The organism is Bdellovibrio sp. HM001, from assembly GCF_055397275.1.
Genome location: NZ_AP029174.1, coordinates 3385356 through 3399137, shown reverse-complemented (window position 1 = coordinate 3399137; position 13782 = coordinate 3385356). Strand labels below are relative to the sequence as shown.

The 13782-nt window shown below is 48.6% G+C and carries 13 protein-coding genes and 1 other RNA gene; 8 read left to right on the top strand and 6 right to left on the bottom strand.

What is annotated here, in order from left to right; all coding sequences use genetic code 11:
* Positions 1-87 precede the first annotated feature (87 nt).
* The gene (locus ACZ5ZZ_RS16005) at positions 88-1320 is read left to right on the top strand and encodes a M20/M25/M40 family metallo-hydrolase (protein WP_464118739.1); all 1233 of its coding nucleotides are present in this window, start codon (positions 88-90) and stop codon (positions 1318-1320) included.
* A 53-nt stretch (positions 1321-1373) separates the two neighbouring features.
* On the opposite strand, the gene ACZ5ZZ_RS16000 is transcribed toward ACZ5ZZ_RS16005, so the two are convergent.
* Positions 1374-2294: a LysR family transcriptional regulator gene (locus ACZ5ZZ_RS16000; protein ID WP_464132293.1), complete on the bottom strand. Its 921-nt coding sequence runs from the start codon at positions 2292-2294 to the stop codon at positions 1374-1376.
* 206 nt (positions 2295-2500) lie between these two features.
* Here ACZ5ZZ_RS16000 and ACZ5ZZ_RS15995 point away from each other — a divergent pair, with 206 nt between their 5' ends.
* The 4 genes from ACZ5ZZ_RS15995 (at position 2501) to ACZ5ZZ_RS15980 (ending at position 5098) form a co-directional block, all read left to right on the top strand.
* Complete coding sequence (locus ACZ5ZZ_RS15995; protein ID WP_464118737.1) at positions 2501-2878, top strand: HPF/RaiA family ribosome-associated protein; 378 nt, start codon at positions 2501-2503, stop codon at positions 2876-2878.
* 38 nt (positions 2879-2916) lie between these two features.
* Positions 2917-3474, top strand: coding sequence for a BON domain-containing protein (locus ACZ5ZZ_RS15990; RefSeq protein WP_464118736.1), 558 nt, complete (start codon positions 2917-2919; stop codon positions 3472-3474).
* Between the two features lie 150 nt (positions 3475-3624).
* Positions 3625-4197 carry a flavodoxin family protein gene (locus ACZ5ZZ_RS15985; RefSeq protein WP_464132291.1) on the top strand — a complete coding sequence of 191 codons (573 nt, stop codon included), beginning with the start codon at positions 3625-3627 and terminating at the stop codon, positions 4195-4197.
* 127 nt (positions 4198-4324) lie between these two features.
* Positions 4325-5098 (top strand): hypothetical protein, encoded by a 774-nt coding sequence (locus tag ACZ5ZZ_RS15980; RefSeq protein WP_464118734.1) that lies wholly within the window; start codon positions 4325-4327, stop codon positions 5096-5098.
* Positions 5099-5225: 127 nt separating this feature from the next.
* Here ACZ5ZZ_RS15980 and ACZ5ZZ_RS15975 read toward each other — a convergent pair whose 3' ends face one another.
* The 3 genes from ACZ5ZZ_RS15975 to ACZ5ZZ_RS15965 all read right to left on the bottom strand — a co-directional run bounded on the left by ACZ5ZZ_RS15975 (position 5226) and on the right by ACZ5ZZ_RS15965 (position 8396).
* Positions 5226-5846, bottom strand: coding sequence for a superoxide dismutase (locus ACZ5ZZ_RS15975; RefSeq protein ID WP_262552730.1), 621 nt, complete (start codon positions 5844-5846; stop codon positions 5226-5228).
* A 74-nt stretch (positions 5847-5920) separates the two neighbouring features.
* On the bottom strand, positions 5921-7210 hold the full coding sequence (gene speE / locus ACZ5ZZ_RS15970) for a polyamine aminopropyltransferase (protein ID WP_464118732.1): 1290 nt from the start codon (positions 7208-7210) through the stop codon (positions 5921-5923).
* Between the two features lie 268 nt (positions 7211-7478).
* Positions 7479-8396, bottom strand: coding sequence for a class I SAM-dependent methyltransferase (locus ACZ5ZZ_RS15965; protein WP_464140303.1), 918 nt, complete (start codon positions 8394-8396; stop codon positions 7479-7481).
* A 46-nt stretch (positions 8397-8442) separates the two neighbouring features.
* On the opposite strand from ACZ5ZZ_RS15965, the gene ACZ5ZZ_RS15960 reads away from it, so the two are divergent.
* Positions 8443-9276 carry a Bd3614 family nucleic acid deaminase gene (locus ACZ5ZZ_RS15960; protein WP_464140301.1) on the top strand — a complete coding sequence of 278 codons (834 nt, stop codon included), beginning with the start codon at positions 8443-8445 and terminating at the stop codon, positions 9274-9276.
* Here ACZ5ZZ_RS15960 and ACZ5ZZ_RS15955 read toward each other — a convergent pair.
* Complete coding sequence (locus ACZ5ZZ_RS15955) at positions 9273-10859, bottom strand: PAS domain-containing hybrid sensor histidine kinase/response regulator (protein ID WP_464132286.1); 1587 nt, start codon at positions 10857-10859, stop codon at positions 9273-9275. The two genes, ACZ5ZZ_RS15960 and ACZ5ZZ_RS15955, sit on opposite strands and share 4 nt — an antisense overlap.
* Before the next feature lie 154 nt (positions 10860-11013).
* Positions 11014-11490 (bottom strand): fibronectin type III domain-containing protein, encoded by a 477-nt coding sequence (locus ACZ5ZZ_RS15950; RefSeq protein ID WP_464140298.1) that lies wholly within the window; start codon positions 11488-11490, stop codon positions 11014-11016.
* A gap of 97 nt (positions 11491-11587) precedes the next feature.
* Here ACZ5ZZ_RS15950 and rnpB point away from each other — a divergent pair.
* Together rnpB and ACZ5ZZ_RS15940 are read left to right on the top strand one after the other, a co-directional pair.
* An RNA gene (gene rnpB / locus ACZ5ZZ_RS15945) (RNase P RNA component class A) lies at positions 11588-11972 on the top strand.
* A gap of 225 nt (positions 11973-12197) precedes the next feature.
* Positions 12198-13781 (top strand): YiiX/YebB-like N1pC/P60 family cysteine hydrolase, encoded by a 1584-nt coding sequence (locus ACZ5ZZ_RS15940; protein ID WP_464140295.1) that lies wholly within the window; start codon positions 12198-12200, stop codon positions 13779-13781.
* Position 13782 lies beyond the last annotated feature (1 nt).

Below are 13782 nucleotides of genomic sequence, written 5' to 3'. Positions count from 1 at the left end.
TTAAAAAATAAGCGAATTGTCTTTGCCAAAATGAGGACAAATTCGATAGCATTAATCTGCGGTAATGCTTTTCAAAGGACTGAAAATATGAAAACTGCCACGATGGCTTTGTTATTGTTCGTTGCAACGACTGCGACGGCGCACGTTCCGGATCTGGAAAACTTCGAAACAAAGCCGATTCTGGCTGATTTGAAGGATCTACGCGCTCTCAATATCCCTGTTTTAGCTAAAGACGAACGCATCGAAGTGGGTTACGCGATTGTGACTCCCTTGATGCAGCAAAGAATTCAGGAACGATCCCATCAGGTCGGCAAATGCGGTGGCTTTGAGGATCTGAGTCTGGATATGCACGTTCAGGGTGCTGGATTTAACAGCATTTTGGATAACTTGGCGAAAATTCAGGAGCAGAATGCCCTCTATGACCGGGCGCCGTTTGCCCCTTTGGCTTTGGAAAAGAGTGCAGCAATCGAAGCTGCGTTGACCGAAGTCAGCGAGGACAATCTTCGTTCTTATGTGACTTGGTTGTCTTCCTTCCCAAGCCGTAGCAACCGTGATGCGGAACCGAACCGCCACGTCGATGAGATGAAGACGCGTCTGGAAGCAATGTTGGCTGAATCCAAAATCCCTTATGAGATTTCACTGATCACCCACACCTCCACAAAACAGAAAAGCTTGAAGGTGCGCCTGGTGGGTAGTGAGCGCCCCCAAGAGATCGTGGTCCTGGGCGGTCACTTGGATTCCATCAATCAAAGCTGGGGTGGTGGTAAGACGGCACCCGGTGCTGACGACAATGCCTCCGGTTCCGCGAACCTGATCGAGGCACTGCGTATTCTGATGAGCAAAGCTCAGCCCAAACGCTCCATTGAAATTTTCTGGTATGCGGGGGAAGAGTCCGGTCTTTTGGGCTCGGCAGAGATTGCAAAGCAGTACAAAGCGGAAAAGAAAGACGTGGTGGCAGTTCTTCAGTTGGACATGACTTTGTTCCCCGGTTCGGGTGAACTGGTTATCGGCAGCATGACGGACTTCACCAGCGCCTGGCTGCGTGAATACTTAAGAGCCGCAAACGAAACTTACATCCACGCGCGCATCGTGGATGATAAGTGTGGTTATGGTTGCAGCGATCATGCCTCCTGGAATCGCCAAGGGTATCCTGCCTTGATGCCGTTTGAAGCGACATTCAGCAAAAGTAACAAAAACATCCATACGACCCGCGATGTGATCACGCCGGAATCCAACTTCAAACATTCAGCCGCTTATACAAAAATTGCGGTGGTGATGGGGATGGATCTGGCAAACTCGGATGCTCGTCAGCCGTATTAAACCCAAAATTAAAGTTCAGAACAAAAGCCCGCTCTTAAAGGCGGGCTTTTTTATTAGAACTTCTCCAGTCGTCGGATGGTCTTTTTAAGATCCATCAAAGTTTCATCTTCCTTTTGATCCTTGCGCGCCAGCAGGTACAGTGTGTGTTTCCAGTATCCGGCTTTGGGGCCAATCAGTGTGATCTTGCCGGACTGAACTTCATCCATCACATAGGGAACAGGCAGAAAGCCCACCCCAGCGCCATCGATCACGGCTCGACCCACCACAGACATGATGTCGCTTTCGAAGATCACTTTTTTGCGTGCGTGAATTTCCTGAAAGAATAAATCCGTTTCATGGCGCAGTTTCATCTTGTATGACGGGATGATGAGGCCCCACGGGACGGCGTTTAAGAATTCCAGCACTGAGGTATGGCGTGAGATTCGAATCTTCAGATCTTTTAGATTCTTGGTCGACACCATCAGATTTACCGGCATTTCTGCGGCGGCAATTTCTTTAACATCATCGGCGTAGATGGGTTTGTTCGTCAGGAGCAGATCAATTTCCTGGCTGCGCAGTTGATTGACCAAAATGTCGGAGGGGGCGGAGCTGACGAAGAAGTGTTTTTCGATGCCACGTTTTTGTTCACGAATCAACGGAGCCAGCAGATCGGCGATGAAGGGGCGTTCCACCTGATCACTGACGCCGATCCGAAAGCGCTGACTCTGTTTTTCAGAGGGGCTTTTTAGTGATTCAGCAAAATCGGCGGCAACATCGAACATCTTTTTACAGTAAGCAAAAGTGCGTTCTCCTTCGGGTGTGAGATGCAAATTTCTTCCGCGCTTTTCGAAAAGTTTTTGATCCAACGTGCTTTCCAGAACTTTTATCTGAGAACTGAGTGAGGGTTGGCTGATATGCAGATATTTGGCGGCATTGCTGACTCCACCCAGCCGGGCGGTTACATAAAAGTAATATAAATGATTGTAGTTAAACATGGTCTAAAACCTCCGAATAACATGGTTTTTTTGGCGCCTTTTTGGAACTAGGCTCTTGATGCGTTCCTGTAAGTTATGAGTTCCTTTTGGAAATCTTCGCCTAGACCACCTAAATATATAACTTTAACCTAAGTATGTCTTCTAAATTATATATTTAACGAATTTGTCGATTTCAACGATAATGAGAGCAAGACAAGGAGGTAGATATGCAAACAGACATCTACTACAGAGACATCACTAAAACTGAAAATCTCGAATCTTACCTGATGGAGACAGTGGAAAACGCTGTCGGAGATTTCTTCAAGTATGACAGTGGTGCTCACCTCACCGTGCGTGTCGAGACAGATCGACATCGTACACAGACTCGCAAGCCGAGCTACATGTGTGAGGTCATCTTGAAGCCATCACGCTCAAAAAGTGTGATTAAAGTCGTCAAGAGCGACGAAAACTTCAAACGATGTGTAGCGAAGACAGTGTCCGCTTTAAAAGTGGTGCTGAGCAAACGATCCTCACGTAAATCCCAGCATCGCAGAAATGATCCGATGCTGAACTATCAGCCACCCACACTGGAAGGGGTGGCCTGAGTTGAAGGAAAACCCGAGAACAAGCAAGGAGCAGCCTAATGAACACGCATCTTCTTAAAAACCAGATCGACAATGAGCTCGGTCGAAAAATACGCGATCGAATCAAATGGGATAAAAGAGTGAGCGCAGCTGATCTTGAAATTGTTGCCCGGGGCAACCTGGTCATTGTCAGTGGATTCGTGGATACGTCTTACAAAAAGAATGCGGCCTTGGAGGTCATCTCAGACACGGAAGGTGTCTGGGCGATTGAAGACCGCATTGTTGTACCCACGGACTACTACAGATCAGACGAGGAGATTCTTCGTATCCTTGAAGCGCAGCTGGCAGAGATGATTAAAATCGGTGGAGAACACATCGAGGTTGAGGTCGCTGACGGCATTGTGAAGCTTCATGGTGAGGTGTTTAGACCTCGTTTGAAAGCCTTGGCCGTCGCCGCGGCCTGGGAGCTGTCCGGTGTGCAGGATGTTTTGAATTTCATCGAAATCAAAGACCCGCCACGCAGAGTTCCGGTCTCGGTTGATTTTGCTTATGAAGTGTTGTTCCCCCTGGACAGGGGAACAACGATCCAAGAAGACAACCTAAAGGAGGTGTCTTGATGAAAGTTGTCACAATTTAAGGTGCGGTCCTTTTCCCATCCCTCCATGTGCAGGCGTCTGATCCCAGACGCCTGTCTTATTTTTGTCCTTGGATTGTTTCTTCCGAACAGGTCATAATACTTCATCCCCAACGGCATGGAGTGATTCCCGATGAAAAAGATTCTTGTTTTAAATGGCAGCCCTTCCGGTGATCAGGGCAACTGTGCGCTTTGGATCAAAGGCATGAAAAAGATTTTCCCAAAGGAAGTGTCGGTGGATGTGGTGACGCTGGCAAAGTCCGGTTACAGTTCGTCCCTGAAAAAAAGAATTTCGAATGCGGATGCCATGATCTTTGTGACCGGTACATATTGGGATTCCTGGGGCAGCCCCATGCAAAAGCTGTTGGAGCAGATGACGGAACTTGAGGGCACCAGTGCTTTAATAGGGAAACCTGCGGCTGTCTTTGTTCTAATGCACTCCGTGGGCGGAAAGGGGATTTTGTCCCGCTTGCAGGGGGTGCTTTCCACGATGGGGTTTTTGATTCCTCCCATGAGCGGCATGGTCTATTCGTTGGTGTCTGATATCGCATTAAAAAGTCCCAGTTCACATGCTAAAGACTTCTGGCAAAAAGAGGACGCCGAGCTCATTGTGGAAAATCTTCTGAAGGCCTGTGATCTGAATGTCCAGTGGGCGTTGTGGCCTGTGGATAAGAAGGATGCCCGTCGCAAGTGGTTGCGTTCGTAGAAGAGCTGTCTAAACTGTTGTCACAGTGAAAATTGTACCGGTGTGAAAAGGGTGCGGAGCTATGAGCTGCAAATAAGCGATGGCTCAGAGGGATTCTTTTGGCATCCTATTTGTAATGCTCGCGGGCATGCGCGCGTTTATTTTATCATTCATTTTTCTTTCCGGACTTCAGGCTTTTGCGGGCTTTGATGACGTCATTCCTCCGAAGCGCGTGATCTTCAACCCAGTTGTCAGCACGTCGGCTCGCACGCTGGCTCAATGGCAGTTTGGTTTTCAAAGAACCAGCGGTGCGAACATCAATTCTCACATGTTGGCCAATGCCCTGAGTGTGGGGGTGCACGAACGTGTGGAACTGGGCACGGTTCCGATCTTTTATGCCACGGTTCCGGGCAGCCGTAACTACACAGCCAAGTTAAATTTTTATCGCGGCGACAAGTTCGACTGGGCGGCGGCTTTCACAGAAAACCGCTTTAAGTCCGAAGTAAGGCTGGATGGCAAAGTGGTCGAGACACCGGATCTGGTTCTGCGTTCTTTCCATATTGGTTTTAATTATCGCCCGGTGGAGCTGGAGGACGTCACCCTGTCGCCATTCCTGAACAATGTCTGCGGGCATATTGATTCCAAGAACACACTGACATTTGTGTATTCTCTGAAGTGTGAATCGGAGTGGGGTCTGGATTTGCAGTATCAGATCAAGGACCGCGAATGGTTGACCTTTGCGTGGGGTCACTTGCGTGAAGCGGGGATTTCCCCTTACGAGGACATGAACACCGGCGCAGGTATTGCTTGGTCTCAGTTCCGTCCAAAAGAAATGTTTTCGCGCCCCTCGGTCGGCGTCTACTACACTCCCGACACCGGAAACACCCTCTTCCTATTATCCACCACCTTCTTCGAACTCTAAAAGGTACCTGCTTACTTTTGCAGAAGCAGCGCAATAGAAGTTTGAATAAAAAAAGGGACTGCCGTTGTATAGCAGTCCCTTTTGTTTTTTTTGAAGCAGTGCTTCTGCAAAAGTAAGCAGGTACCTTTTAAGTCATGGACTTAGTTAGGTCGCGAACTTTTTTGGAAGCGAAGTTTTCGGAAACGAAGTTCCAGTTTACTTGGCTCCAGAAGGTTTCTAGGTATTTTGCGCGAAGGTTTCTGTAATCCACATAGTAAGCGTGTTCCCAAACGTCAGCAACCAACAATGGAGTTGGGCCGTTGTTGGTGAATGGAACCGCTGCATTGGAAGTGGAAACCAAAGACAGCTTGCCGGAAGCGTCCGCGCACAACCAGATCCAGCCAGAACCGAAGGTTTTTACGCCGCCATCGACGAACTTTGCTTTCAGCTCATCCATAGAACCGAAGTCGCGAGTGATCGCTGCAGACAACTCAGCAGAAGGCTGGCCGCCTTGACCTGCCGGAGTCATACCAAACCAGAAGAAGGTGTGGTTCCAGGCCTGAGCCGCGTTGTTGAACACGCCACCAGAGGAAGTCAAAGTGATCTCTTCAAGGGATTTCCCTTTCAAAGACGCATCTGTTTCCATGAACTTGTTCAGATTGTCGATATAAGCTTTGTGGTGCTTGTCGTAGTGGTAAGTCATTTGTTCTTCGTTGAACAAAGGAGCCAAACCTGTTTTTGCGTAGGGAAGTTGTGGAAGTTTGAACATTTACGCCTCCTGTTTGTTTAGTTCTAGATGAAACTATAATGAAAACAGGAGGCGGTCTATCTCAATTAGATAAACTAGGCGTTATCGCCAAGCATTGTTTTAACGAACGTCGGCAGGCAGAACGCCGCTGTGTGCAGATCTTCGTTGTAGTATTTCAGACCTTTGGCCAGAGAGAATTGGCGCGCATGGTCTTTGTTGAAGTCTTTCGCCGGGTGATTTGTCCCCTTCACACCCATCTGCAAACTCCACATTCCTGACGGATAAGTGGTCGCATGGAACAACATCGTGTGGACGCTCTTCTTGCCGAAGATACCTTTCAAGCACTGATTCAGTTCAACGAAAGTGCCTTCATGGAACATCGGGGATTCACCCTGAGTGATCACCAAGCCGCCTTCTTTCAATGCGTTTTTACAGTTCGTGTAGAATTCGGCAGTGAAAAGCCCTTTTGCCGGACCGACCGGATCAGAACCATCCACGATGATCACGTCATAAGAGTTTGGCGCAGCATCTTTTACGAACTGAATGCCGTCACCGATAATCAGATTCAATTTCGGATTGTTAAACTCTGAAGCGATCTTTGGAAGATGTTGCTTGGAAGCGCGCACAACCGCTTCGTCGATTTCCACCATTGTTACATTTTCAACCTGATCGTATTTGAACAATTCACGAATGGTACCGCCGTCACCGCCGCCGATAACCAAAATGTTCTTCGCATTCCCGTGCGCCTGCATCACCGGGTGAGTGATCATTTCGTGATAGTGGAACTCATCACGCTCTGTGCACATCACCATATTGTTGATCGCCAGGAATTTGCCGTGAGAGTAAGAGTCCAAAACACGCACGCGCTGGAACGGATTTGTCTCATCAAACAGAACTTCACCAGTGTAACGCAGGGAAAGAGCCTGGTTTTCATCCTTGTCGGTGAACCAGACGTTGCGGTCGATCTGATAACCTTTGGAAAGATCGAAGGAAGGTTTTTCGCGCATGATCTTCGGCTGGAAGTCGGATTTTTGGATCACGTGCAAAGAGCCGCGGTTCATTTCCAAAGCAGAGTAGTTTGCCTGGAAGGCTTTTTTCAGGTGCTCGAAGGAAACCCAAGGGTCCACGGAATCACCACAAGTGAACAGATCCACAGCGGCATAACGGTATTCCGGCCATGTGTGAATCGCCAAGTGACTTTCTTGGATCACAACAACACCGCTTACACCCCAAGGGGAGAAGTGGTGGAAAGTGGAGTTAATGACTGTCGCGCCTGCGATTTGTGCCGCTTCAACCATGCTTCTTTCGATGATGGAAACGTCGTTCAAAACCTCAGCGTTGCATCCACTGAATTCAACCAAAATATGACGGCCAAGTGCTTTCAATTCCCATTCCTCCAACGGCCCCTGAAAATACCCCATTCGACTGCGTTGTCGGGGGACCTCCTTCGCTGCGACGTGCTTGGAGCACGCCTCCGCTTCGAAGGGACCCCTCCGCCTTGCGCCTGGGGCATTTTGAGTGACCTTATATTGCTAAGATCTTCTAGGGATCTTTTTGATTTTAGTAGTTGTCTTAAAGCGGGGGTTCTAGGGCTTTTTGGTGGCGGGGGCAAGGTATTTTTGTCCCCAAATTGGAAAAGGGCCCTAGGGCCCCTTATTTGCTTCTGATCTCGAAGCAGTTGTGAATTTTTTTATCATGGAAGTCCTGTGGGATGCTCTCGGTGGTGATTTCTTTCACTCTGTATTTGGACAGAATGTTGTCGGAAATCTTAAACTTCCTCTTGTTGTTCGAGAAATACAGAACTCCCTCGGGAGCCAGCATTTGCATGCAACTGTCCACCAGGAAATCCTGATCGCGCTCGACCTCGAAGGTGTCCTCCATTTTCTTGGAATTCGAGAACGTTGGCGGATCCAGGAAAATAACGTCAAAAGTGTTCGAATTTTTCTGTGTGCGCAGCCACTCCAACACGTCGGCGTTGATGAAACTGTGTCCATCCAAGTCGATATTGTTGAGCTGGAAGTTGTCCTGAGCCCAGCGCAGGTAAGTTTGCGACATGTCCACACTGGTCGTGCGGGCCCCGCCCAATGCGGCAAACACGCTGACAGACCCGGTATAGCAGAACAGATTCAGGAATCTTTTCCCCTGAACCGTTTTAAAGACCTTCTGGCGCATCGGGCGGTGATCCAGGAACAAGCCGGTGTCCAGATAATCATACAGGTTCACTTTGAATAAAGCTTGCGACTCTCGCACGACGAAGGTGTCTTCTTTGGCATCCAGCTTTTCGTACTGTTTCAGGCCCTCTTGACGCTCGCGTTTTTTGATTACGACCTTGGAGTCATCACACTTAAACAACGTCTTGAGCGCCTCTTGAACGTGAGGCAGGTGGTTTTTGTCTTTGTCGCGCAAATCACTTTTGTCATAGATCAGGTAGTGATCTTTGTAGATGTCCACGATGTAGGGATATTCGGGAATATCACGATCATACAGACGAAAAGCTTCGATTTGATGGCGTTCGGCCCAGCTTTTAAGTTTTTTGAAGTTCTTTTCCAAGCGGTTTTTGATCATGTCCATGGGGGCTTTTTAGACAATTTGGACGGGATATGGTACCAATTCCTGGATGTTGGCAGAAAAAAGGGCAGAACATATAGCATTTTTACTTGCTGAGAAAGAAAAGGACGTCGCTTTCGTCGAGCACGAGGGCAGGATCTACTTTTCGCGCCATTCTCGGGCAAAAGGGCCACTGCCGTCCTCGGCAGTGGTGAAGCTGCTGCAGGGGCTTTTTGAGCAGTTTGTCGATCACAGCTTCTTTATTCTGCGCCAGCGGATTTACACCAGCGCGGATCTGACGGAAATGTGCCGGGGGATGGTCAAGGTCGTCGCCAAGCGTGTGACCGCCGGGATTGTTCCTTGTGATCATCAGATTCCCATTTTGGAGCCAATGATTGAAATCGGTGCGGGAAGTGAGCTTTTGCCAGTCAGCCATCATCTGAACCGGGAAAATCAGGTTCCCTTGGCGGACATCCGACAGTGGTTTTTAGATCAAAAGCCCGGCTCCAAGCAGGCTTTTTTGCAAAGTTTAACCCGCCTGGCGCAAAAGGTGCCGCGGGGAGATGTTTTGCACGATTTCGACCGAAATATCGCCGCCTTGTTGGTAGATAAAGACGGAAAGATTCTGGGTTATGGGGTGAACTCCAACTCTAAAAACAAAACCCTGCATGCGGAAGTGAACCTGATTCAGCGCCTTTATCGAGAAAGCGGCCAGGCCATACCCGAAGGTGCAGTCTTATATTCCACTCACAAACCCTGCAAGATGTGCGCAGGGATGATTTATCACAGCTCAAGGAATCCTCACTCGATCAAGGTGTATTATTCAGTCAAAGAAGAAGGCGGTCTGTCCCGGCAGACCGTGCTGGATCAGTGGAATCTGAATGAGCTAGTGAGCGAAAGTTAGTAAATCGCCTCTGGAGCACTGAAGAAAGAATGGATGGCCTTCAGCATCGTGTCCTTGCGCACGGGTTTGGACAGATGCAAGTCGCAACCGGCTGAAAGGCTTTTGCGAACGTCTTCTTGGAAGGCATTGGCGGTGCAGGCAAAAATGCGGGCCGGAGTGCGGCCCAGGTCTTTTTCCAAGGCCCGGATGCAACGGGTGGCCTCATAACCGTCCATTCCTGGCATCTGCACGTCCATAAAGATGATGTCATAGTGTTCGTTTTTCACCATTTCCACCGCCTCAGATCCGCTGCTGGCATAGCTGACAGCGTGAATGGTCTTTTGCAGATAAATTCCAAACAGACTGCGATTGTCATCCACATCGTCCACCACCAAAATGCGCAGGCGGCTGTTGGAGATATTGTGCCTGATATCGGTCAGTTGATAGCGGCCCTGCCATGGGTTGTGCATCGCTGTCTTTCTTTCCGTGGTGGTGGGGACTGAGATCGTGAAATAGAAAGCACTTCCCACATTGAGTTCACTTTCAAACCAAATATGGCCATTCATCAGTTGCACGATGTTTTTTGTGATGGAAAGTCCCAGACCGGTGCCGCCATATTTGCGCGTGGTGGTGGAATCCGCCTGCGTGAAAGGCTGGAAGATGTCTTTGAACTTCTGTTTGGAGATACCGATGCCTGTGTCAGAAACACAGAACAGCAGATTTCCCGGGTGCGAAGTGCGGTTCACGGCGACTCGCAGGGAAACACTGCCGCTTTGGGTGAATTTTATCGAGTTATTCAGAAGATTCATCAGCACCTGGCGCAGACGATCCGCATCTCCGACGAAGTACTCCTCGACGTCAGATTCAATCTCGATGTTCATTTGCAGACCTTTTTCCTTGGCGCGGAAACCAAGAACGGCCACCAGATCATCCAGCATCCCCTGAAGTTTAAAGGGCAGGGGGCGCAGTTCAATTTCGCCAGCTTCGACTTTGGACAAATCCAGAATGTCGTTGATGATCGTCATAAGCTGATGGTTGGCGCGCTGAAGGATTTCGACAAACGAGGCCTGCTGGTCGTCCAAAGTGGTTTCTGCCAGGGTGTCCGTGATTCCGATAATGGAATTCAGGGGCGTGCGGATCTCATGGCTCATGTTGGCCAAGAAGACGGATTTGGCATGTGTGGCTGCGCGGGCTTTGGTAGCGGCTCCGATCAACTCTCGGTTCTTTTTCTCCAGATTTTCAGACAGACTTTTCTTTTCTGTGATATCGACCGCCATTTTGACGATCTTGACGATGGTGCCTTCAGCATTTCTTACAGGAGTGTAAGAGCCTTGGATCCAAATGATCTCCTGCGTTTTGCTCAGACGTTTGAATTCTCCAGCTTGCGCATGTCCTTCAGCAAGTTGATTCCACATTTCTTGATATTCGAGCTCATGTTGGTGAAACTCCGGCAGGAACAAAGAATGATGCTTTCCCTGAATTTCGCTTAGCTCGTACCCGAGTAAGTTCAGGAAATTGGAGTTGGCCCAGAGAATATTTCCCTGGATGTCGAACTCTATCACTGCGTTTGAATTGAGAAGCGCCTCATACACCGAATGAGTCATGGCATAAGTGTATCTATACTCTTACAAAGATATAAAATTACAAAACGGCCTGGGGATTAAAACTTTGTAATTGCACCTGGAGATTGTCGAAGCGCAAAAAAAAGAGCCCTTGGTGCAGGGCTCTTGGTGTGTGTAATCAAAATTTCGCAACAACTTATTTTGCTGCAGGAGTTTCGAACATGGACATTGCAAAGAAACTTTTGCGGAAGGTGCTCCAGTTGTTTGATTTAACAGCTGCAACTCTCCAGAAGTAATGTTTGCCAGCTTCCAAACCTGTCACTTCAAAAGAGTTCCCCTTAACAGAGTACTCGTTGGCCACCAACCACTTGAAGTTAGCGTCAGTCGCAACTTGCACGTGATACTCGTCAGCGCCAGCAACGGCTTTCCAAGTCAGAGTTGTTTTGTCAGCTTTGATCGCTTGGTAGTAGCCAGGGCTTTCCAGCTGCGGTTTTGCCGGAACCTCGTTCTTTGTAGGGTCTGCTTTTGGCTGTGGGAACAAAGCATTCATTTTTTCGGTCAAACCACCATGACCACCGCCATGACCGCCACCACCGTGAGCCTCTTCAGCCAAAGAAGCAGAAGCAAGAGACAAAGTCATAGCGAACGCAAATAGAGATACCAAGATCTTCATGATTTAATCCTTTTGTAAACGATGCTTAGAAAGTAAAATAAAACTGGGATTAAGAAAACCTTCTTGCACGAAATGCTGGATGGTGTTAGAAATCCCCACGGTTTTGCGGATGATTGCTCTAATAATACTCTAAATTCCTGAAATTAGAGAGGAAAGTCCGGACTCCATATGGCAGCGCAAGGGGTAACGCCCCTCGACGGTAACGTTAGGAACAGTGGAACAGAGAGAATGTCCAGGGCATTGAGCCAGACACCGGGAACGGGAGGGTCTGGGGAGCCGCTGGAGTGAAAACAGCCAAACTCTGCGCGGAGCAAGATCAAATAGGGTGACACTAGTAGGGCGGCCAGCCCGTAGTCACCGGGTAAGATCGCTTGAGGGTGTCAGTAATGCCACTCCCAGAGGAATGATCATCCACGATTATCGGGGCAAATTATGGGACCTGGTAGTTGGGACAGAATCCGGCTTATAGCAAAACCGAGATCCCGCCTTCTTTATAGATGACTCTGCAAGTTCTAAGAACCAGAGGTATCTTCGTATTTTGATTCCACTTCACAGTTCTTTTGACCTAATTACAGACCAATGGCTGTGAGGTCCTAGTAGGGCCTTTTTGCACTGGTACGCAGGACTAGATTCATTGTCCTTCGACAAGATCATTTCCGTTTGCGAGGGATTATTAGCTTATTCTGAGAACATTGGAGGGAAATCCCATGTTCTCGAAATTGCTGGCGTTGTGCCTAGTCACAACCTTCGTTGGCGCGTGCTCATCATTTAAATCCTCAAGTGAAAGAACTCCCGCAGCAGCCTATTATGTCGATCCACAGTACTATGATTTGCAAGCTTTGTTGTCTGAGGCTTTGACCTTTAGATCCACGGCTTTGCGCTTCGCCGATGAAAAGAAACTGGGTGAAACCGGCAATATCACCTTAAGTCGATCTGAAGGTGAGTGGGTGCGCGCCATGGGGACTGACTACCTAAAAACCCGTCAGAAACTTCTGGACCTGGCGATTTCCGAGGGCGAGTACTTTTCTGAAACTAACGAGGTGAAGCTGACCCCGTATCGCGGGACCAAAATTGAAAGAAAAGCCCGTCAGGTGCGTAAGGACTTCTATCAGGATTATAAAGTCCTGAATATTGATCCGAAAGATGCTCAAGGGGAAAGACAGATCTTCCGCATGCATATGGCTCTGGCTTCCGCGCTCATACTGATGGACAACTATCTGGTGGCAATCCAGCCGTTCAACGATAACGCTTCCTTGCGCTATGTTTTGAACTATGACGTCGCTCAAAAACGTGCGTTGCAGACTTTGGCGGATTCATACTCATCCATCTCGCGCCGATCTCAGCTGGAAAGAGGAATTGAATTTATTGATTCCGTGATGGCATGGCGGCGTTCCCAGGGAATTTCGACCAGCCCTGAAGAAAGTCATTTGTATGCAATGACTCAATCAAGCATCTGGTATTTGGCGGTAAAAAACGGAACAGACAGCAGCGCCTTTAAAGATGCCATTGCGAATCTATGGCACCGTCTGACTTTGCGAGGAAAACGCGGGATTCGTTCTGTTTCCTACGGGGTCAGCATGGGCTTTGGCAATATGGTCGGCATGGTGGAAACCCGTAAAGGTCATCTGATCAATATGCCTGAGTCAGAAAAAAAAGCTTTGATCGCTGAAATGAAACCCCTGGATATCCTGATGGAAAAAACTCCGTTCCGTCTGACGGATAAGATGATCCCGGGCCACTATGGCCACGTTGCGATCTGGCTGGGGACGGAAGATCAGCTGAAAGAACTGAAAGTCTGGGACAGGATTCCGGCAAATATTCAGGCCAAAATTAGATCGGGTCATCGTATTGTCGAAGCTTTGCGTCCGGGAGTTGAACTCAACACCCTGGAGCATTTCCTGAACATCGATGACTTCCTGGTGATCCGCGATACTCGTTCGAATATCACAGATGAGTACCGTCGCGAGGCAGTCCTTCAGGCGATCGCCCAGATCGGAAAAGAGTATGACTTTAACTTCGACGTCCACACCCACACACGCATCGTCTGTTCGGAAATTGCCTATGTGGTTTATAAGGACGTGAAATGGCCTTTGGAAGAAACTTTGCGCCGTTACACCATCAGTCCTGACAATGTCGCTCAGTTGGCGATCGGCAATCAAAGAATCTTTGAGCCGGTGATTATGTATTACGGTGGTAAGCGTGTTTACAAGGATTTGCCGTACTCTTTAAGTCTGTTGTTGAAAGCGGATGATTCGCATTACGCCGAATTCAGAAAATTCCAGAATCTTTAGG